The sequence below is a fragment of the Vibrio sp. SNU_ST1 genome (assembly GCF_030563405.1).
Taxonomy (GTDB): domain Bacteria; phylum Pseudomonadota; class Gammaproteobacteria; order Enterobacterales; family Vibrionaceae; genus Vibrio.
The window spans coordinates 2575462-2596494 of the sequence record NZ_CP130748.1 but is presented as its reverse complement, the minus strand read 5'-3'; the positions used below and the strand labels follow the sequence as shown (position 1 = coordinate 2596494).

Sequence of the window (21033 nt, the reverse complement as noted above, 5' to 3'; positions counted from 1 at the left end):
TGGCGGTTTCTTGTGAGTGGTTACTAACCTCAGTGGCTTTTAACTATAGGAGGTTATCTTGCTATGGTGTAATTGTAGATCTCGGTCACTTACCTATTTTACGTTAAATTTTTCTAGAAAATTAAATCTGCCGTTCTGTTGTGACTCGCTTCTCAAACTGCAACAAAGAGCCGGAGGAATGTGAAAATCAGCCAAGAATAAGACTAAAAATAGTAACTGAACTGGTGATTATTTAAGATTGAGTAACGTGTCATTTTGCTTGTTTAATGCCGTAAAAGAAGTGTATTTTAATCGACGTCATTGTCCTTTGGACGCGTACGATATTCACAAAAAAGCCCACGCTAGGTGGGCTTCATTATTTACAGTAGCCTGAGCTTACTTCAGGGCTAACTGGTCAGTAGTTTTTGTAGCTTATCCCTTAGTGTCTCAATATGAGTTCTTTCAGGTGTCTGTTCTTTACAGTGCTCAAGTATAAACTCGATAGAGCTCAGTACCGTTCGCCAGCGAGGAGTTTTCGGTAGAGTTTCTACACGTAGATATTTGTCTAGCGTTCTAGTTTGCAGGGTACTGCGGTCTAGGTAGACGCGCCACAAGCCACTCTTCTCTGCGAAGGCAAACTTGGTTTCCCCTGTAACAGACTCCCAGTAGATGATGGCATTAGTCATGACATCGACCAGCACTTCACGCATCAGCTCTTGTTTGTTTTTACCTTCACCGGTTGCTTTATCTGCAAGGCGAGTAAATTCACCGCCAAGCTCTTTCAGTTGTTGTAGTTTATCTTTGTCACCCTCAAAGGCGTAGCTTGAAAGTGCCTCAACCGCCGTTTCAAGGTTATTGACTCGGTTTGAGTTAACCCCACCACCAACATTAAAGATATACATGGTGTCGAGCCCTGAGCCTTCAGGTAGCTTAAGGATATCACTTGGTATGCGCTGACGAGTGTCGTCTATATAGATGTCAATATCACCACAGTAGTGAGCGTGTTCCACCTTAAGATATTTAGGCGCAATGATCTCATCGGCCATAGAGCGTTTAAGCTGCTCTTGCCCGCGCCTAAATAGTTTTGCTGCAGCTTCGTTGGCAAATCGAATTCGTTGGTCATCACGAATACAGATGATCGCCTCAGGGGCTGATTCTAACTGCTCTAGCAAACGTCCTTGAGTTTCTAGTAAGTTCGCTTCAACCATGGCTCTGTGTTTAAGCTCCAGTTGCAATTGATCATTCTCAAGACGCCTTTGCTCAGCTTTACTTGCTGATAAGTGAGCCGTAATTCGCGCCGCCAGTTCTTGTTTGTTGAACGGTTTAGACAAGTAATCATTGGCTCCTGCTTCAAAGCCACGAACCCGGTCTTCTGCTTGGTTTAGTGCCGTGAGCATAATGATTGGCAATTGTGCATGGTCATACTGTTTACGCAGCGCCTCACACACCTGATAGCCACTCATACCCGGCATCATAATATCGAGCAGAAGTAATTCTGGCTTCTCTTTCTCAATCAGTTCAATGGTTTCAGGGCCGTCACATGCGGTGCGTACTCGATAACCTTCCAATTTCAAGAAACTGTCTAGCACGCGTAAGTTTACTGGCTCATCGTCGGCGATAACCAGTAACGGACCGTTTGGATCTTCACTGATAACACTATTTTCTTGTTGGCTGTTATCAATTAAATCTGGCGCTTGGAAGTGCGAATAGCTTCCTGAATCACTGTAGTTATCCAATTCTTCTTGGGTGGCTAAAGGCAGGGTAAAGCTGAACGTCGTGCCAAGCATTGGTTGACTACTTACGTACAGTGAACCGCCCATCAGTTCAATCAGCTGACGACTTATGGACAACCCAAGCCCTGCACCTTGGCGATAGTTACTTGAGTCTTGTCCTGCTTGAATTAACGGTTCAAAGATATGTTCTAGGTATTCAGCAGGTATGCCTTGGCCTGTATCAACAACTTGTACACGAATGTTGTCGTCGATAACGCTTGCAGAGATAACAATTTTACCTTCTGATGTGTACTTGATGGCATTGCCGACCAAGTTATACATCACTTGTTCCAGTCGTTGAGGATCGGACGAAACCAGCCCTAAATCACAGGGTACTTGGTTAATAATTCGGATTGGCTTATTGCCCAACAGGTGATGAGACAATTCTAGTACCAAGCTGGTAGCAGCAGATAAATCAACAGCAGATTTATTTATGTCTAAACTGCCGTAGCGCATTTTGTGGTAATCAAGTAGATCATCGACCAGTGTTGCCAATCTCTGGCCACTATTGATGATGATATCCAACTGGTACTTCTGGTTGGCAGGAATAGGACCGTTTGCGCCGGATATTAGCGCTTCAGCGATACCTACCATGCCATGTAATGGCGTTCTCAATTCGTGTGATGTTGTAGCTAAGAATTCATCTTTAAGTTTGTTGGCCAGTTGTAACTCTTCATTTTGTTTTTGAATGGTCTTAAGGTTGTCCTCAAGCTCATCATTTTGACTCTTAATGAGCAGCATCTTTTCACGAATCGAACGCTGCATTCTTTCGAAGCTTACCGCGAGGCGGCCTATCTCATCTTTTCGTTCGGTATTAATCATGGTTTCATCAAGGTCACCCGCAGAGACTTTCTCTGCTGCCCATGTGAGCTTGAGCAACGGTGATGTGATGAAGTTAGACAGATAATGGGATGCGACAAATACAAGAATAATCGCCGTCAGCATCACGATCACAAAGATCTTTTCTAGCTGATGAATACGAGCAAATGCTTCTTTCTCAGGAAGCTCGACGACGAGTGCCCAAGTCGCATATTTGAGCTCAATTGGAGTATATGCAGCGATGATCGCTTGATCTTGAGCGTTGTCGAAGGTGCCAACGGCCGTTTCTCCTGCCAGAGCTTTATCAACAACATCTAAACTCAGATTAATCGACTCTTGCGAATGGGCAAGGCTACGTGGCAGATGATCATCGCCGACAAGCAAGGTTTGAATATTCGAACTCTTGTTGAGATCGGCAATAAGCTTAGTAATACCATTGATGGGCAGTCTAAACATGGCGTAACTGTGTAGGTAGCCCTGTTGAACGATAGGTGCGCCTAACCATGCGGTCTGTTTACCATTTTCGTCTTTAAAGTCAGAAACGATAACCGGCGTGTAGTCTTCGTTGGATTTACGTTTGTCTTTTACGTCTTTTTCCAGGCGTTGAAAGGTTTTGCCGAGGTTTGCATCTTTGTACTTACCTGTCAGCAAGTTGGTGCCGTAGTCATCGCGCTTAAATACTGAATAAGCGATGTTACCGTTAATGTCGACTAATAGAATGTCGTCAAAATCAGAACGCTTAAGCAGTTCTAAATAAGAGTTGTGGTAACGCTTATGAAGTAGACGATAGCGCTCGCTGCCAATAAAGCTGCTGGATTCAGGAAGAATCGATGTTTTGATTTGATCGCCAGAACCTTTTATATAACGCTGCTGCGCATTGGCGCGTGCTTCGTCAATATCTAACCCTAGGCGTTGAAATGCATTGATCAAACCATAGAATCGCCCGCCACTGGCATTGGCAAGCTCTGAGCGAACAAAGCCCATCACTTGAGATTCTTGAGCTTGTAGGTAATCGACAATTTGCTGCTGTTTAGTATCACGGACCGAAACAAGGTGCGAAGTACTTTGTTCCTGAAGATCCTGACTGTGCGATTGGAGGAAAAATATCGCGATAAGTGTCACAGGGGTAATACTAAGGACAAGAAATGCCAGCATTAGAGTGTTTTGAAGGCGCTTAAACTTCTGCTTACGATAGAATCTAAACATAAATTGGGTACTACTTTCCTTTGATGTACTGCTTGAAAGGGATGAAAACAAGTACAGAGAATAGAATTAACGGGTTCCAATTTAACGAAATTAACGAGTTTTTTTACTTTGACAAGTAAGTGGTATTTAAAGCGTGTGCAAAAGCTCATTTTTATGGGCTTTTGATAGAAATATGAACAGACAGCGCAGATGTTGACCCTGCGCTGTGTTAGATAGGCTATTTGCTTGCGTGATAGATCGCGAATTTGGTGGTCTTATTTAGAGTCGCGCATTTTCCAAAAGCTTGCTCAATAATTGGAATGTATTTTAAAAAGCTGTTCGCAACAATAATCATCTCACCAGAACGCTTTATGTGGTTAGGAGCCTGAGCAAGTAAGGTTTCAGTCGCGTTGTAGCTTGTATCCAAACCAGAATGGAATGGTGGATTACTGATGATGAATTGGTAATCTTTTGATGTATCAGAGTAGACATCTGAGGCGAAGACATTCCCCGTTAAACCGTTCGCTTCTAACGTAGCTTGGCTTGATGCTACGGCAAATGCACTGATGTCGCACATTTCCAGTTCGATATCAGGGTGACGAGATGCCATTACCGCGCCTAATACGCCTGCACCACAGCCAAAATCCAGTACCTTGCCTTTTAGTTTTGGCAGAGTATCCAACAGAAGTTGGCTACCGACATCGAATTGCCCGTGGCTGAAGACGCCAGGAAGGCTTTTCACGGTCAGTGATTGCTCACCAATGTTAACCGTGTAGGTTTTAAACCACTCTTGCAGGTTGAAGGCTGGTGGTTGCTCGAAGCATTTACCCCAGTAGAAAGAACAACGACGCGCTGAATCGTATTTCACGACTTTGCCGTAAGGAGCGAACATCTTCTCGATACTTTTAACACCAGAACGATTTTCGCCAACTACGACAATCTCGGTATCTTTACCTAGCTTGGCAAATAACATTGCCAACAGAAATTCCGCTTCCGCTTTGGCCTTTGGCCAGTACAGCATCACTAAGTCGGCTTTGGTTTCTTCGGTAAACTCCGCACCATAAAAACGTTGGATGGTGTTGCTGCCTTCTAATTGACGGTAGTAGCTGTAATTAGAAGTAAACACGGTGACTGATTCACAATGTTTCGCTAATTCAACAGGGAATAAGTCTTCAGCCTCACCTGCAACTAAAACATGTTTGCCTTCAAAGTAGGCGAGTTGACGTTGAGCAATTTGGCTTGGGGCAATATAAGCTGACATAGGACACTCTATTGAATCGTTAGCAAAAAATGAGGGCGGATTTTCGCATAATCCGCCCAAAGCTTGAAGTGTTTAATACGGGGTCGGCAACCAAGTTGCTGAACAGTTGATCAACTCTTGTCTTGCTGGTTTAAAAAGTCTTTAAACTCTTCATCGTAAATATTGAAAAGAACGATAGTAATAGCAAAGATCAGTGGGCCGTAGATAAGACCAATGAGGCCAAACAGTTGAATACCACCCAACAGTGAGAAGAAGATCATTAGCGTATTCATACCTGCACTGCCTTGCATCAGCAGCGGGCGCAGTAGGTTGTCAATTGAGCCAACAATCGCGACACAGTAAACCGTTAGGAAAATTGCCCACGTGGTATCGCCGGTTAGGAATAAGTAGGTTGCGGCTGGGATCCAGATTAGAGCGGTACCGACCACTGGGATGAAAGAGGCAAAGCCCATCATAGTGCCCCAGAACAACCCAGGGAAACCTGCAATCCACATACCTAAACCACCCGCAAAACCTTGCGCTATTGCGGTTAAGAATGAGCCCATAACTGCAGACTTAGAAACTTGCTCAATCTCAGTGAGGAGCTTGTCTTCTTGGCTACGAGATAGCGGAAGAATATGACGAACCACACTGATGATTTTGTCGTGATCTCTTAATAAGAAGAACAGAACAAACAGCATCAAGAAAAAATCCATTAAGAAGTTGGTCGCATCACCAAGGATTTTCGCACTGATACCAACCAGTTTAGAACCAAAACTTGTCGCGAATTCTCCGACTTTCTGTGCGATGGCTTGGGGCTCAATGTTGTCGAAAGGCAGGTAGTTATTCACAAACGACAGCGCTTTGACCACGAGTGGGTGTGCAAACAGAGTCTGAATACCGCCGTGTGTCACCCATTGGTAGGTGTTCTGAGAGAACAGAGAGCCTTGCTGAACAATTGCTGCAAATACTGCCAATAAAGGGATAACAATAATGAAAGTCAGGATCACACAAGAAAGCAGAGAGACTACGTTCTCTTTATTCGGTATTTTCTTTTCAAGCCATTCGTGAATTGGAAACATCAGCAACGAGATGATGAATGCCATAACTATGGAATTTACATAAGGCTCGATAAGCAAGTAACAAGCATAAGCCGCCGCAAGCAGGGCAATGATGATCACCCAGTGGCTAGTATTGATTTTGAGTTTTTCTGACACGTTAATGGTCTCTATATTTACGTTCTGAGTTTATAATGGCTGCAAAACAGAGAGTTAGCAATGAGGAGTTTTGATAATGGGATGCTGTAATAAAGATAAGAAATGCCAAGACGAAGAACAGAAAATAAAAAAAGAGATCCCTTGGTTCAGAATGTTCCTAGGTACGATGATGTTGCTGGTTTTTCTTTTCTGGGAACGTTAGACGTTTTTCGTTAGGTTTTCGAATAAATTGACGGGTAATTAGGCGGAGATATCCGCGGTTGATTACTTGAACGTACTAGGGCGTGTTGACCTTTCGTGGTTAAATTTTGTTCGAGATAAAAGGGTTTTAATCGCGGTGAGGGGGAAGTAGCCTAGCATTCTAAGCAAATCCCCCTCAACAAAGAGTAAAACGCTTTTAGCCGAACCCTTCGGGCAGCGTTTGCTGGTCATTTCTACTGCGTTATCGGCTTCTCATGTAGGCTAGCTACACATCAAAGCCTCTGCCTTGTATAAATACCCAGCAACTCGCTGCAAAAATTAGCTCGAAAGATCAATACGCCCTAAAAAGGGCTGCATTTAATGCAGCCCTAAATTCAATCGGTTAGCGACTTATAAAGTGCTTTCGATTATTTGCTTTCAGCAGCAATGATCGCAAGAGAGCGGTCAGCAGCTTCTAGTGTTGCATCCAGTTCTTTTGAACCATGAGCAAGAGAAGTAAAGCTTGCTTCGAATGCTGAAGGTGCAAGGTAAACACCGTGATCTAACATTAGATGGAAGAAGCGCTTGAAGCGTTCTACATCACACTTAGTTACATCTTCGTAGCACGTTACTGTTTCTTGGTCTGTGAAGAAGAAACCAAACATACCGCCAACTTGGTGCACTAGCATAGGGATGCCGTGCTTGTCAGCAAGTTGCTTGAAGCCATTTGCCAACTGCTTAGTTTTTGATGCTAGACGCTTTTCGTTGCCTTCTTCTCTTAGAAGGTTCAAACATGCGTAGCCAGCAGCCATTGCAACAGGGTTACCTGAAAGCGTACCTGCTTGGTAAACTGGACCCGTTGGTGCGATGTATTGCATCACGTCTTTACGACCACCAAAAGCCCCCACAGGCATGCCGCCGCCGATCACTTTACCAAGACACGTTAAGTCTGGCTTGATGTTGTAGTAAGCCTGAGCACAACCTTCAGCAACGCGGAAACCTGTCATTACTTCATCAAAGATTAGCAACGCACCTTCTTGGTCACAGATTTCACGTAGACCTTCGTGGAAGCCATCTACTGGTGGGATACAGTTCATGTTGCCCGCTACAGGCTCAACGATGATACAAGCGATCTCACCTTTGTTTGCTGCGAAGATTTCACGTACTGAATCTAGATTATTGAAAGTTGCAGTTAGCGTTAGTTTCGCAAAATCAGCCGGTACGCCAGGAGAGCTTGGTTGACCTAAAGTCAGTGCTCCAGAACCTGCTTTTACAAGTAGGCTGTCTGCGTGACCGTGGTAACAACCTTCAAACTTAAGGATTTTGTCACGACCAGTAAAGCCTCGAGCGAGACGAATCGCACTCATTGTTGCTTCTGTACCTGAGCTCACCATACGCAGTTGTTCCATTGATGGGACCATCTCAGATACAAGTTCAGCCATCTTGATTTCAGTTTCGGTTGGAGCACCGAAGCTAAGGCCGCGTTGAGCTGCTGCAATAACAGCGTCACGAATAACAACGTGGTTGTGACCAAGGATCATTGGACCCCAAGAGCCAACGTAATCGATATATGCTTTACCATCAGCATCAAAAATAAGTGGGCCATCAGCGCGTTCAACGAAGATAGGAGAACCACCTACGCCATTGAATGCACGAACTGGAGAGTTTACGCCACCAGGAATAGTTTGCTGTGCTTTTTCGTACAGCTCTGCTGATTTGGTCATTGATATATCCTCTTTTGACTGTCGGACCAATTGGCACGCATTGTACCTATCCGGAATCCAACTAGGAATGCCTTCGCTGATATAATCACCCGAATCTGGTTGTTTTGTGTGGTTACGCGTTTTAATTGTCAGATATTAGCGAGTTTACAGCAGTAAAAGGAACGATCCTGTGGTGAATACTTGAACGTTTCAGTCAGGTATTAGATAATCACCAGAATATAAGAAAATACTCAACAACTATGGTCTCGATTTAGATTTGTATCATGTTGTTTTTGACACAGGTAAGAGAGGTTGTCGTGAGCGAAGTAAATATCCCATTGTCTTTTTCTGATGCAGCAGCTACCCGCGTACAAACGCTAATTGCTGAAGAGGAAAACCCAGAGCTAAAACTACGTGTCTACATTACAGGCGGTGGTTGTAGTGGCTTCCAATACGGCTTCACATTTGATGAAAAAGTAAATGATGGCGACACTACCATTGTAAATAGCGGTGTGACGCTGGTTGTTGACCCAATGAGCCTACAGTACTTAATGGGCGGCATGGTTGATTACACTGAAGGCCTAGAAGGCGCACGTTTCTTTGTGAACAACCCGAACGCGACAACAACATGTGGTTGTGGCGCATCATTTAGCGTTTAGCGTGCACTGAAAGGTAGCTTGAACGAAAAGCTACATTAGAAATATTTTAAACGCCGAGCCAATGCTCGGTGTTTTTTTTTGTAAAAAATACACCATATAAAACAGACAGTAAGTCGACTTATTCTAGGCATGTACGCCAAGGCTATTTTAGGTGGTTATATTTAAGTTCTACTTTATTTATTCGGTTTATAGTAAACGCCATATTTTTTAAACTGTCGATAGCGTCCAACTTCGTTGGGTGTGGGTCTGTTAAGGTTACCTCTGTGCATCAGGATGTTGCATATGACGGTGTTAAGCTAATTAGCGCGCCTTAATCACATCGGACAAAAGGATTTGCTATGCCCACTCTATTTTCTAACTCTCCATTTTTTCAGAAACTGAAGCAGCCGTGGTTGGTTTCTCTGGTTCTAGTTGTGCTGTTGTCGATTTGGCTTGGTTTAGGAGTGGGGCAAGCGGAAGAGTCGTCAGAAAAAAAAGCGACAGAAATTCCGTTGGCTAAGGTTTCCTTTCAAACATTTACATCATCCCCCACCTTTAAAACCATTGACCTCTATGGTCGCACAGCACCCGATAGGCATGCTCGATTGGGAGCTGAAGTCGCGGGCAAGATTGTTAGGTTGAACGTTGTAAAAGGCGATACCGTTAAAGTAGGGCAGGCCATTGCTCAGATAGATAAAGGTGACTTAGAGATTCAACTAGAGCGAGCTTCGGCTTTATATCGCTTGAAGCAGAAGGAATTCAAAGCGGCGCAGTCGTTGAAAAAAAGAGGGCTGCAAGGCGAAATAGCTTATACCACAGCAGAGGCTTCGTTAACCGAAGCAAAGGCCATGAAGCGTAATGCGGAACTAGCTCTAAAAAATACAGTCATCACATCGCCTTTCTCCGGTGTGGTTCAAGATTTGATGGTTGAGCTTGGAGATTTCGTAGGCGTCGGCGATCCGGTTGCTGGTGTGATTGATCTTGACCCTCTGGTGATTGAGGCCGATGTCAGTGAGCGCCATATCCAACATCTATTAGTCAATCAATCTGCTTTGGTTCGCTTACTTGGAAGAGAAGAGGCAGAAGGGCGCTTGCGTTATGTGTCTCGAATTTCTTCGGCCTCAACCAATACTTTCCCAATCGAAATTGAAATTGATAATTCTGAAGGCCTATTACCTGCTGGTGTCAGCGCTGAAGTAACACTCAACCTAGAAACAAGTGATGCTATCAAGATAACACCTGCGATGCTGGCTCTGGATGAGGCCGGTAATCTTGGGGTCAAAACTTTGGTTTCAGTCGATGACTCACCAACCGTGAAATTTGTAGGTATTCAGCTAGTAAAGGCAGAACAAGATGGAGTTTGGCTCACAGGGTTAGGTCAGCGAGTTGATATTATAACTGTAGGCCAAGGGTTTGTGCGTGATGGTGATTCTGTGATTGCTGTTGAGCAAGGCGTTGAACTCTCTAACGTAACCGCAGAGTAGGAGATAACCGATGTATTCAATTATTGATGCAGCCTTGTCTCGTGCTCGAACAATGCTCTCTCTTTTGGCACTCATATTGGTCGCAGGTGTCGTCACCTATATCACGATCCCCAAAGAATCTAGCCCCGACATTACCATCCCGATTATCTACGTCTCTGTTGGGCACCAGGGTATTTCGCCAACCGATGCAGAACGCTTATTGGTTAGACCGATAGAACAAGAGCTGAGGTCGATTGAAGGCGTAAAAGAGATGACCGCAACCGCAGCAGAAGGCCACGCCTCTGTTGTGTTGGAGTTTAATGTTGGCGTTGATCTCACCAAAGCGATGGCTGATGTGCGTGATGCTGTCGATTTAGCCAAACCAAAATTGCCAGAAGACAGTGATGAGCCGACCGTAAATGAAGTAACACTCGCGTCTGAGCAACCTGTTCTGTCTGTTGTGCTATTCGGTACTGTTCCTGAACGCACCATTGTTCAAATTGCCCGAGAGCTCGAAGATAAGCTCGAAAGCTATCGCCAAATTCTAGAGGTCGATATTGCAGGCGATCGCGATGACATCGTCGAAATTGTTGTTGATCCTCTGTTGATGGAGAGCTACAGCTTAGATCAAGCGGATATCTATAACCTGATCGCTCTGAACAATCGAGTAGTTGCAGCTGGCTTTGTTGATACTGGCTACGGACGTTTCTCAGTCAAAGTCCCTTCGGTGTTTAACTCTTTAAAAGACGTACTTGAGTTGCCTATTAAAGTGGATGGTAAACAGGTCGTAACCTTTGGTGATGTGGCCACGGTTCGTCGAGCATTTCGAGATCCTGAAAGCTTTGCCCGTTTAGATGGTAAATCTGCAGTGGTCTTGGATATCAAGAAGCGTGCGGGTGAAAATATCATCGAAACCGTAGAGTTAGTTAAAGCGGTTATGGCTGGTGCTCAACAACAAGCGGAATGGCCAAATAACTTATTGGTTACATACACCTGGGATGAATCTAAAGATGTGAAGATCATGCTCAACGATCTTCAAAACAATATTTTATCCGCCATAATTTTGGTCGTGATCGTTATCATCGCCATTCTTGGTGTGCGTACCGCTTTGTTAGTGGGTATCTCCATTCCTGGTTCCTTTCTTACGGGATTATTGGTGTTGTCTGTGTTCGGCTTAACTGTCAACATAGTGGTGTTGTTCTCTTTGATCATGGCCGTTGGTATGTTGGTCGACGGCGCGATTGTTGTTACCGAGTTTGCCGATAGACGAATGCAAGAAGGCGAAGGTAGAAAAGAAGCTTACCGAGACGCAGCGAAACGGATGGCGTGGCCGATAACCGCATCGACAGCGACAACCTTAGCTGCATTTGCTCCGTTACTATTTTGGCCGGATGTAACGGGCGAATTCATGAAGTTTCTGCCACTAACACTGATTGCAACGCTAACCGCTTCATTGATTATGGCGTTGTTGTTTGTACCGGTATTAGGTGGCTTAATTGGCAAACCTCAATACGTATCGCCTAAAAGCCAAGCTCGAATGGTGGCACTGCATAATGGTGACTTTTCACAAGCAACGGGCTTAACCAAGGCGTATTACCACACGCTTTCGATTGCGATTAATCATCCCTTTAAGATTCTGTTCAGTGCGATATTACTCGCGGTTGCAGTTGGTTTTACTTATTCAAAAGCGGGCCTAGGTGCAGAGTTCTTCCCTGAAGTTGATCCACCATTCTTTAACGTTAAAGTTCGTTCTCATGGTGATCTTTCTATTCAAGAAAAAGATGACATCATGCGCGATATTGAGCAAATGATGCTTAATCATGATGAGTTCGATACTGTTTACACACGAACGGGTGGGGACGACCAGATTGGCTTGATCTCGATTACTCCTGTTGATTGGCAATATCGTCGTAGTGTTAAAGCGATTATTGATGAATTAAAGGTGCAAACCGATCAATATGCTGGTGTTGAGGTTGAATATAAGTTCCCGGATGCAGGGCCTCCAGTTGAAAATGATTTAGTGATTGAGCTGTCAGCAACAACACCAGATCAGCTGAATCAGGCTGCAAAAATAGTAAGAAACTGGGCGGATAGCAATCAAGCACTGACTAACATCAGTGATACTGCGAGCAAAGATGGCATAGATTGGAAGGTGGATATTCGCCGCGACGATGCCGCGCGCTTTTCCGCTGATGCGACCTTGGTGGGTAATACCGTTCAATTCGTTACCAATGGTCTCAAGATTGGTGATTACCTGCCTGATGATTCTTCAGAAGAGGTCGATATCTTGGTGCGTTACCCTAATGATAAAAGAGATATCGGACGCTTTGACCAGTTGAGAGTCAAAACACCTGCTGGCTTGGTACCGATCACCAATTTTGCTCAGATTGTTCCCGACCATAAGCAAGATACGATTAAACGCCTCGATGGTAAGCGTGTAGTGAACATCAAGGCGGATATGGAAGAGGGCTATAACCTTGCCCTCGAACTGCCAAAGATTGAGCAAGCGTTAAGTGAATTGGGGCTACCGAGTAGCGTAGAATTTCGTATCCGTGGTCAAAATGAAGAGCAAGAAAACTCTTCTGCCTTCTTACAAAGTGCATTCATGGTTGCACTGGCGGTAATGGCGTTGATTTTGATTACTCAGTTCAATAGCTTCTATCAAGCGTTCTTGATTCTAAGTGCGGTGTTGTTCTCGACGGTTGGCGTGTTTGTTGGCCTGCTTATCTTCCAACGTCCGTTTGGTATCGTGATGTCCGGAATTGGAGTGATAGCGTTGGCAGGTATAGTGGTGAACAACAATATCGTGCTGATCGATACCTATAACCAGTTGATAAAACGCGGCTTGGATAAGCGAGATGCGATTCTAAGAACTGGTGTTCAGCGTTTAAGGCCAGTGATGCTTACTACGGTTACTACCATATTAGGCTTGATGCCGATGGTGTTAGAGATGAACATCGACTTGATCAACCAAAAAATAGAGTTTGGCGCGCCGAGTACGCAATGGTGGTCGCAACTCGCTACGGCAATTGCAGGAGGCTTAGCATTCGCGACAGTCTTAACCTTGGTACTGACTCCTTGTCTATTAATGCTAGGGCGAGACAAGAAGACTGAAAAATAGTAGATACAGTGGTTCGATGAACATAAAAAAGAGCGCCTTGATGGGCGCTCTTCTTTTGGTCTTTATAGTGATTAGGCTTTCAATCTAATTGGTTGCGAGTAACCTAATTAGTCGCTAGTAACTGGCCGTATCGCTCTAGGTTATTCAGTCGAATCTCTGAGTTCGCAATAAATGTTGCTTTTGCTTTACCGGTTAACGATTTTGATTGAGGTAACTTTACGGTACGCGCATTTTTATGTACGCCATTGACCAAGAATTCATAGTGTAAGTGCGGGCCAGTCACACGACCTGTACCACCCAAGGTACCAATGGTTTGACCTTGTTTTACGCGCTGACCTGTTTTCACCATACGTCGCTTCATGTGCAGGTACTTAGTGATATAGGTGTTGCTGTGGCGAATGAACACGTAGTTACCATTGAATTGGTTGTAACCCGATTTCTGAACAATACCGTCACCGGCTGCCCAGATAGGTGTGCCAACAGGGGCAGCGTAGTCGGTGCCTCGGTGAGCTCGAACCTTACCTGTCACTGGGTGTTTTCTGCGTGGATTAAAGTTCGATGTCACACGACGGAAATCAATAGGGGAGCGTAAGAAAGCTTTTTTCATCGCTCGACCATTTTCATCGAAGTAATTGCCGCTTCTATCATCTAATACCGCGGTAAATGAATCACCTTGGTTTTTAAACACAGCAGCCATGATCTTACCGCGACCTATCACTTCGCCTTCAACGACTTTCTCTTGGTACAAGATTTTAAAGCTGTCGTTGTTGCGAATATCCAAAGCAAAGTCGATATCCCAACCGAAGATACCAGCTAGTTCCATAATTTGGTTTGCGGTTAGGCCTGCATTGACGCCGGCGTTCCAGAAGTTAGACGTGATGTTGGCTTCGGCATAGTTGTATTGGTAAGCCACTTCCTTTTTGTCGAAGCTAGAGGCGAATGAATCGCCAGACTTAGTGATCTTAAAGCTTTCAAACGCACTAAGTTGTCGCTTTAACTGAATAAGGTCGTTGTTTTCATCGAAGCCGAACTGCAATACATCGCCAGGTCTTAGGTTGGACAGCTGCTTCTTAATATCATTATTGGTATTGAGTAGAGTGATCAGCAAACGGTATGAAAGGCCAATACGTTCAAATAAAACAGAGGTGCTTTCGCCAGAGCGAACGGTGTATTTCTCCCATTTGAGTACTGCCGTCGGTGGTGCGTCACTTGAGCTAACAAGTGCTGATGCACTGATCGTCAGTGGGTAGTGTTTTCCAACGACTAAAGCTCCCGTATCGTCACGCAAGCTGTTGACGTCGGGGAGTAAGAAAATAGCGATAAAAATTACGGCACTAAAAAATGCGATAAATGCCCGGTGCAAAATGGGAAGGCGTGCAAAAATAGACAACATGTTCCGGTTCGTTCTGTAAATATTATGAAAATAGACGACGGAATAGTGTAACTGGTTTCAAAATACATCGCTATTCAAGTAAGATGTCTAATTATTATATTTTTGCCAAATCTGTGGGAGTGAACAAGAATGGCGAGTATTGAAGCTGCACTAGCCGAGATCAAACGTGGCGTAGAAGAACTGATTCCAGAAGACGAACTGATTGCGAAACTAAAAGAAGGTCGTCCTTTACGCATTAAACTGGGTGCCGATCCAACCGCTCCAGATATCCACCTAGGCCATACGGTTATCTTTAACAAGCTTCGTGCTTTCCAAGAGCTTGGTCATGAAGTGACGTTCCTTATCGGTGATTTCACAGCAATGGTTGGTGATCCATCAGGTAAGAACTCAACACGTCCACCGCTAAGCCGTGAAGACGTATTGAAGAATGCTGAAACTTACAAAGAGCAAGTATTCAAGATTCTAGATCCAGCGAAAACGCAAATTCGTTTCAACTCTGAGTGGTTATCTGAGCTTGGTGCAGAAGGCATGATTCGTCTTGCTTCTAACCAAACTGTTGCTCGTATGCTTGAGCGTGATGACTTTAAAAAGCGTTACGCTGGTGGCCAACCGATCGCAATCCACGAATTCATGTACCCACTTCTTCAAGGTCACGACTCTGTTGCACTAGAGAGCGATGTTGAGCTTGGCGGTACTGACCAGAAGTTTAACCTTCTAATGGGGCGTGAACTGCAAAAAGCTGCAGGTCAAAAACCACAAGCGGTACTAATGATGCCACTACTTGTTGGTTTAGACGGCGTTAAGAAGATGTCTAAGTCTGCGCACAACTACATCGGTATCAGCGAAGCACCAAGCGAGATGTTTGGTAAGATCATGTCTATCTCTGACGATCTAATGTGGAGCTACTACGAGCTGCTGTCTTTCCGTCCTCTTGAAGAAGTTGCGGAACTGAAAGCTGGCGTTGAGGCGGGCAAAAATCCTCGTGACGTGAAAGTACTTCTTGCTAAAGAGATCATTGCTCGTTTTCACAGCGAAGCAGATGCTGAAGCGGCTGAGCAAGAGTTCGTTAACCGTTTTGCTAAGAACCAAGTTCCTGATGAAATGCCTGAATTTGAATTCGAAGCAGGCCTGCCAATTGCGAACGTTCTAAAGGAAGCAGGTCTTGTAAACTCGACTTCTGATGCGATGCGTATGATCAAGCAAGGCGCAGCTAAGCTTGAAGGCGAGAAGATTGAAGACAGCAAATTCGTACCTGAAGCCGGTACTGCGGTTTACCAAGTAGGTAAGCGTAAGTTTGCTCGTATTACTATCAAGTAATATTAAATCTCAATGATTTATAGAAAAGGCATCTTCGGATGCCTTTTTTATTGACCCTTATTTATTGACAGAAAGTTGACGAAGAATTTTTTACAGGATTGCTACACTATGCGCGCTGTCGAGCTGACAGTAATTTTGGAGATTTTTATGAACAATACCGACCATCCTCCTAGTTTGAATGGAGAAGAATAACCTGTCTCGGTATTGATCTATTGTCCTGCCGTTCGGGTAGGGTATCTGTTTTCCCCTCATTCTTTTCCACACTCTAGATTCTAACAAGTAGACACATCAGTGCTTTAAGCTCTTGGTGCGCTTAGTTGTATATTCTTGATGTATATAGCTATACGCTCTTGGTGTACACCGCTTTATACTCTCGGGGTACTCTCTATAGGCTACTTGTTTTGATGGTCGTTACCTTTGCCAATCGGGAGATTCGCCATGACGGTAATGAACAACACTTTTTTATCTATTGAAGCTCTGTACTCAGAGCAAGACATCCAAGCTGTATCGAATGCCTTTCAACAGTACGGACGTGAGCAACAAATTAACCTTTTGAACCGTATGCCACTTGAAGATGCGGTGCTAGTGCTTGGGCAATGCTCTCTTAGTACGATTCAGACTTTACTTAGTGAGCTAGAAGAGCAGGGCTTTGAGAAGCGCTCTCGGCATCTAGCTCACCAACTAGGGCTGATCTACTCAGAAGTTGAACCTCAACAGGGTTACCTTTCAACTGGAGTGCTTAGCCATGTTAGGCAGCGTATCGGTTGGATTATTGCCTTAGCACTGCTGGGCATTGTCTCTGGGCTTATCATTGCTCAGTATGAAGACATTCTTAGCCAGCTAGTACTTCTGGCGATCTATATGCCGGTAATCGCTGCTGCGGGTGGCAACACAGGAACACAAGCTGCGACTTTGGTCATTAGGGCCTTAGCCACAGGGGAATTGAAGAAACGCCAGTGGGCCAACGTTCTATGGAAAGAGCTTAGAGTTGCTATCTGTTTAGCTCTTGCGATCGCCTTAGTGATGATTGGCCGAATCTTATTATTCAGTGACAACCAGTCAACGGGTGGTTACGACATTAATATGATTGCTTACGCGATTGCTGTTGCTCTGTTTATTCAAGTGACCATATCAACTGTACTCGGCGGCGGGTTACCGATAGTCGCTCGATTCTTCAACCTTGATCCTGCTGTGTTAGTGAGCCCTGTACTGGCTTCGATAGTCGATATCTCTGGAATGTGGATCTACTTCACTGTGGTTAATTCATTCTTAGGGATCGCTTAGCGTTTATAAAAATAGCTAAAAACACCTTAGAGACAAAAATGGCGCTGAAGATTCAAGATTTTCAGTGCCATTTTTATTTCTTAAGTAGAAGCTTAAACAGAGTTGAACATTACTTAGGTTTGCTTTGTGTTTGACTGAATTCAACTACATCTGTGTAGAAAGCTCGTTCAAATTGGGTGATGGGTGCTTCTACTGGTTTTTCTGGATCTGGTGTGTCAGGAAAGTAATCACGGACAAACTGTACAAATAGAGAGTTTGGTCTTCCCGCTTTATCTAAACCAAAGCCTGCCATGTTGTAGCTCCCATACAAAGAACCACTTTTGGCAATAATGTTGCCTTGGATTGGTGCTTTTCTCATGCTTTGACGGTATTTGAGTGTTCCATCAGTACCAGATGTAGGCATAGCCTCAATCAGGTTGAGCTGTTGGTCGTTCTCCCAGATATAACGAAGCACCTGAGCCATGGTTTGCGTGGTCATGCGGTTATTTCTCGATAGCCCTGAACCATCGACCAACTGTGTTTTGCTTAGGTCAATATCGGCTTTGGTCAGTAATATCTGCTTTATCGCTTCAGTGCCGTTATTAAAGCTGCCCGGTTGAACATAAAATGTCGCACCCAGCGTTTTAGTTAGATTGTCAGCGATCAGGTTGTCTGATTTCTTGAGCATGATATTGAGTAGTTCGGGAAGTTTCTCCGAGCTGTGACTAGCGATTAACGTAGTTTTACCTGCTTTAACTTTTTTACCAACGACCACATTGCCTTTTACTTCGATTCTCAGTTCTTTAAGAATCGATGTAACGACTTGATAGGTGTAAAGTTCTGGACTTTGAATCGCGAACTTGAGTGGCAACGGTTTTTTACGTTCAACCAAGCAACCAGAGAGCTTGTAAGTGTTGTCTGGGGTAGTAACAAGCTCAAGGTCGCATTGCGTTGCCTTTTGGCCAGAGCGAGTTACCGTGGCTGCTGAGGTTGTCACGTCTATCGGGTAATGAGCTGGGATATAGACGCGTGTTGTACCGTTATCTTTTGTATAAATAGAGGCTTGTGCGCAGTTACTGTCTAAGGTCATTGCACTAGAGGGAGCGCTGTAACAAACGCCTAAAATGTCCCAAGGCCAACCAACCGCTCGTTGATAGCCAGTATAAGCCGAGTTATCGAGATACAAGTTACCTTTGATGCTTTTAGATTGCGATTTAGCATATTGATCTAAAAGGTTTTTTAGATGCCCTCTTTGTAGCGTAGGGTCACCACTGAATGAAATCACGACATCTTTATTAGAACGCGTAATGCTGGTCGTGTAGTTAAAATTATCTCCTAACTCCAATTTGGCTGCTAAAGCGGTGACTAGCTTTAACGTACTGGCGGGTGGGTAAAAGCCATCGCTATTGGTGTTCAACTCACTCGAATCATCACTCAATGACTTCAGTATCAAGCTCGTGCTACTGCCATCGGGCAGTTTATCTAGAGGGATGTATTCGAAAGCATTAATTGAATAGCTACACAGTGACAAACCATATAGGAGTAAGCTGGATAGAAGGCGCATAGAAGGTTTTCTTGGATGGCTGATGTTTTCAGTATACAGATATAAAAAACGCCCGCTATAGAGCGGGCGTTTTGATTCCAAATTAACTAATTAATCAATTAGATAATCAGAATTAGAAGTCGTAACGTAGACCTAGAGCTAGCTCGTCTTCAGCTTGTGCTGAAGTTGCAGCAAGGTTGCCACCAACAGTACCGAACTGATCTCCCGCTGAGATTAGGTTGAAGTTGTACGATACGTAGCCACGGAAGTTAGGCTTGAAGTAGTACGTTGCGTCGATAGCGATGTTGTCTGCAGACGTTTCACCGTTAGTTTCAGCATTGTTGTAAGTTGAAGATAATACTGTTTGACCTAGAGTGTAAGCCGCAGCTAGCTCGTAACCAGTGTAGTCGCCGTTGTTCTTAGCTTTTTCACCGTCAGTAAATACACCTGCGAAGTAAAGGTCGCCCATTGTGTAAGAACCAGAAAGCATGTATTCGTTTTCTTCAGCTTGGTCTGCGTAACCAGCACCTAGCTTAACGCCAGTTTCACCGATTGCGTAGATACCAGATAGAGAGTAACCGTCTTCACCGTTATCAACATACGTTGTGTCACCGTTAGCTGTTTTTGTTGAACGATCTGCGAAGCGGTAGCTTGCTTTTAAGTTTAGGTCTTGGAATTGACCTTTGTAAGAAAGCATGTTGTCAGTACGGTCAGCTGCCGCAATTTTGTCTGCAGCCGAGTTACCGTGGTAAGCCATGATATCGGTAAAGTCAGTGATTACGCCTAGAGCGCCGTCGTTTTTACCGAAAGTTACTTCACCGTAAGTGCCGCCAAGTCCGGCGTAAGCGTAACGGTTATCTAAGCTATCAACTGTAACGTCATTGCCATCAATATCTTTAACTGTTTTAGGGTTAGTAACGAATTCACCTTCGTAGAAACCAACGCCGTATAGGCCGTCTTGGATTTCAACTTTACCTAGAAAGTTAAGACGGACACGAGTTTTGTCTTCAGCTTTACCATCTTTCATAGATAGACGAGCTTCCGCACGGCCACCCATTTCTAAAGAAGTACCGTCTTGGTTGTATAGTTCTGAAGCGTTAGCACCAGTAGCAAGAGCTGCAGCAGATACAGCAAGCGCGATCATAGTCTTGTTCATGTTATTAATTCCTAATTACTGTCCATAAAGGTATTTATCAAGGATTTGAATCCTTTTTGTGTATTGTTCGTATTAATCAAGCTTCATAATCATGCTTAGAACAAAAGCGTGAAACTTGCCAGAACAATCCGTGGGGTACTTTTTAACCCTAAAGTTCCACCATCAGGTAGTAAAATGATATCAATAAAAATTATGAACACTGTTTTATTGGGTCTTCTCCTGTTTAAGTTGTTGTTTTTGTGTTGCTTTTAGAAAAGTGTGATCTGTGTTTATTTGGTTTATTTTTGTTTTTTTTTAGATATTTCATCGCCAACTTATTGATGGTGAGGTTATTATTCATTTTTGTGATGTCTGTAATTTAGACCTAGATAAAGCTTTTATAACGCAAAGTGGAATAAAGGTGATTTAGCCATAAAGTTTGTTTACACTAAGACAAATCGTTTTGTTTCTATCACCCAATAAGTATGTTGGGTGGATTTATGTTGGCCAAAGAAAGCTTTGGCATAGAGGTAAAAAATGGAAAAGGTTCCAATGACAGTACGTGGCGCTCAGCAGCTACGTGACGAATTAGATCGCCTACTTAAGCTACGTCCTATTATTTCAGCAGCAATTGGTGAAGCTCGTGAACTCGGTGACTTGAAAGAGAATGCTGAATACCACGCCGCTCGTGAAGAGCAGGGTATCTGTGAAGCTCAAATTCGAGATATTGAATATAAGTTATCACTGGCTCAGATCATCGATGTAACGCAGATGGATAACACAGGTAAGATTATCTTTGGCACGACAGTGACTTTGATTGACGTAGATACGGATGAAGAATTCCGCTACCAAATCGTTTCTGAAGATGAAGCCGATATCAAAACGGGTCGCATTTCTGTGAAATCCCCAATTGCACGTGGTCTTATCGGTAAGATGGAAGGCGATGAAGTACTGATCTCTACCCCTGGTGGTGATAAAGACTTCGAAATCGACAAAGTAGAATACATCTAATTGAATTTTCTTTGTTTTTGATAAGTAAAAAGGTCGCTAATGCGACCTTTTTCG

General features: G+C 44.0%; 14 protein-coding genes. 7 read left to right on the top strand and 7 right to left on the bottom strand.

The annotated features are described in order from the left end of the window. Positions 1 to 386: 386 nt before the first annotated feature. The 3 genes from Q5H80_RS11330 to Q5H80_RS11320 all read right to left on the bottom strand — a co-directional run bounded on the left by Q5H80_RS11330 (position 387) and on the right by Q5H80_RS11320 (position 6212). Positions 387 to 3776 carry a response regulator gene (locus Q5H80_RS11330; protein ID WP_304564811.1) on the bottom strand — a complete coding sequence of 1130 codons (3390 nt, stop codon included), beginning with the start codon at positions 3774 to 3776 and terminating at the stop codon, positions 387 to 389. Positions 3777 to 3993: 217 nt separating this feature from the next. Continuing rightward, a complete protein-coding gene (rsmC, locus tag Q5H80_RS11325) occupies positions 3994 to 5016 on the bottom strand; it encodes a 16S rRNA (guanine(1207)-N(2))-methyltransferase RsmC (protein ID WP_304564810.1) in 1023 nt (340 codons plus the stop codon). A gap of 110 nt (positions 5017 to 5126) precedes the next feature. Then, positions 5127 to 6212 (bottom strand): AI-2E family transporter, encoded by a 1086-nt coding sequence (locus Q5H80_RS11320; RefSeq protein WP_009847558.1) that lies wholly within the window; start codon positions 6210 to 6212, stop codon positions 5127 to 5129. Between the two features lie 76 nt (positions 6213 to 6288). Here Q5H80_RS11320 and Q5H80_RS11315 point away from each other — a divergent pair, with 76 nt between their 5' ends. Beyond that, positions 6289 to 6414, top strand: a complete 126-nt coding sequence (locus tag Q5H80_RS11315) for a hypothetical protein (protein ID WP_304564809.1) — start codon at positions 6289 to 6291, stop codon at positions 6412 to 6414. A gap of 406 nt (positions 6415 to 6820) precedes the next feature. Here the strand turns inward: Q5H80_RS11315 and hemL are convergent, their stop codons facing one another. After that, positions 6821 to 8116 carry a glutamate-1-semialdehyde 2,1-aminomutase gene (gene hemL, locus Q5H80_RS11310; RefSeq protein ID WP_304564808.1) on the bottom strand — a complete coding sequence of 432 codons (1296 nt, stop codon included), beginning with the start codon at positions 8114 to 8116 and terminating at the stop codon, positions 6821 to 6823. 296 nt (positions 8117 to 8412) lie between these two features. Here hemL and erpA point away from each other — a divergent pair, with 296 nt between their 5' ends. From erpA to Q5H80_RS11295, 3 genes are all read left to right on the top strand, one after another. Beyond that, positions 8413 to 8754, top strand: a complete 342-nt coding sequence (erpA, locus tag Q5H80_RS11305; RefSeq protein ID WP_004734539.1) for an iron-sulfur cluster insertion protein ErpA — start codon at positions 8413 to 8415, stop codon at positions 8752 to 8754. Positions 8755 to 9092: 338 nt separating this feature from the next. Continuing rightward, positions 9093 to 10217, top strand: coding sequence for an efflux RND transporter periplasmic adaptor subunit (locus tag Q5H80_RS11300; RefSeq protein ID WP_304564807.1), 1125 nt, complete (start codon positions 9093 to 9095; stop codon positions 10215 to 10217). 10 nt (positions 10218 to 10227) lie between these two features. Next, complete coding sequence (locus Q5H80_RS11295; RefSeq protein WP_304564806.1) at positions 10228 to 13317, top strand: efflux RND transporter permease subunit; 3090 nt, start codon at positions 10228 to 10230, stop codon at positions 13315 to 13317. A gap of 103 nt (positions 13318 to 13420) precedes the next feature. Here the strand turns inward: Q5H80_RS11295 and Q5H80_RS11290 are convergent, their stop codons facing one another. Continuing rightward, a complete protein-coding gene (locus tag Q5H80_RS11290) occupies positions 13421 to 14710 on the bottom strand; it encodes a peptidoglycan DD-metalloendopeptidase family protein (RefSeq protein ID WP_304564805.1) in 1290 nt (429 codons plus the stop codon). A gap of 129 nt (positions 14711 to 14839) precedes the next feature. Here Q5H80_RS11290 and tyrS point away from each other — a divergent pair, with 129 nt between their 5' ends. Next, complete coding sequence (gene tyrS, locus Q5H80_RS11285; protein WP_004734518.1) at positions 14840 to 16027, top strand: tyrosine--tRNA ligase; 1188 nt, start codon at positions 14840 to 14842, stop codon at positions 16025 to 16027. Between the two features lie 438 nt (positions 16028 to 16465). Further along, positions 16466 to 17311: a magnesium transporter gene (locus tag Q5H80_RS11280; RefSeq protein WP_304564804.1), complete on the top strand. Its 846-nt coding sequence runs from the start codon at positions 16466 to 16468 to the stop codon at positions 17309 to 17311. Between the two features lie 109 nt (positions 17312 to 17420). Here Q5H80_RS11280 and dacB read toward each other — a convergent pair whose 3' ends face one another. Further along, positions 17421 to 18854 carry a serine-type D-Ala-D-Ala carboxypeptidase gene (gene dacB / locus Q5H80_RS11275; RefSeq protein ID WP_304564803.1) on the bottom strand — a complete coding sequence of 478 codons (1434 nt, stop codon included), beginning with the start codon at positions 18852 to 18854 and terminating at the stop codon, positions 17421 to 17423. A 112-nt stretch (positions 18855 to 18966) separates the two neighbouring features. Further along, the gene (locus Q5H80_RS11270) at positions 18967 to 19989 is read right to left on the bottom strand and encodes a porin (RefSeq protein ID WP_304564802.1); all 1023 of its coding nucleotides are present in this window, start codon (positions 19987 to 19989) and stop codon (positions 18967 to 18969) included. 516 nt (positions 19990 to 20505) lie between these two features. Here Q5H80_RS11270 and greA point away from each other — a divergent pair. After that, positions 20506 to 20979 (top strand): transcription elongation factor GreA, encoded by a 474-nt coding sequence (greA, locus tag Q5H80_RS11265; protein WP_009847549.1) that lies wholly within the window; start codon positions 20506 to 20508, stop codon positions 20977 to 20979. The last annotated feature ends 54 nt before the right edge of the window (positions 20980 to 21033 follow it).

Coding starts and splice junctions, on each gene's coding strand:
- greA (WP_009847549.1), top strand. CDS start 20,506: ATGGAAAAGGTTCCAATGACAGTACGTGGCGCTCAGCAGCTACGTGAC.
- tyrS (WP_004734518.1), top strand. CDS start 14,840: ATGGCGAGTATTGAAGCTGCACTAGCCGAGATCAAACGTGGCGTAGAA.
- Q5H80_RS11270 (WP_304564802.1), bottom strand. CDS start 19,989: ATGAACAAGACTATGATCGCGCTTGCTGTATCTGCTGCAGCTCTTGCT.
- Q5H80_RS11295 (WP_304564806.1), top strand. CDS start 10,228: ATGTATTCAATTATTGATGCAGCCTTGTCTCGTGCTCGAACAATGCTC.
- Q5H80_RS11300 (WP_304564807.1), top strand. CDS start 9,093: ATGCCCACTCTATTTTCTAACTCTCCATTTTTTCAGAAACTGAAGCAG.
- rsmC (WP_304564810.1), bottom strand. CDS start 5,016: ATGTCAGCTTATATTGCCCCAAGCCAAATTGCTCAACGTCAACTCGCC.
- dacB (WP_304564803.1), bottom strand. CDS start 18,854: ATGCGCCTTCTATCCAGCTTACTCCTATATGGTTTGTCACTGTGTAGC.
- Q5H80_RS11290 (WP_304564805.1), bottom strand. CDS start 14,710: ATGTTGTCTATTTTTGCACGCCTTCCCATTTTGCACCGGGCATTTATC.
- Q5H80_RS11280 (WP_304564804.1), top strand. CDS start 16,466: ATGACGGTAATGAACAACACTTTTTTATCTATTGAAGCTCTGTACTCA.
- hemL (WP_304564808.1), bottom strand. CDS start 8,116: ATGACCAAATCAGCAGAGCTGTACGAAAAAGCACAGCAAACTATTCCT.
- Q5H80_RS11315 (WP_304564809.1), top strand. CDS start 6,289: ATGGGATGCTGTAATAAAGATAAGAAATGCCAAGACGAAGAACAGAAA.
- Q5H80_RS11330 (WP_304564811.1), bottom strand. CDS start 3,776: ATGTTTAGATTCTATCGTAAGCAGAAGTTTAAGCGCCTTCAAAACACT.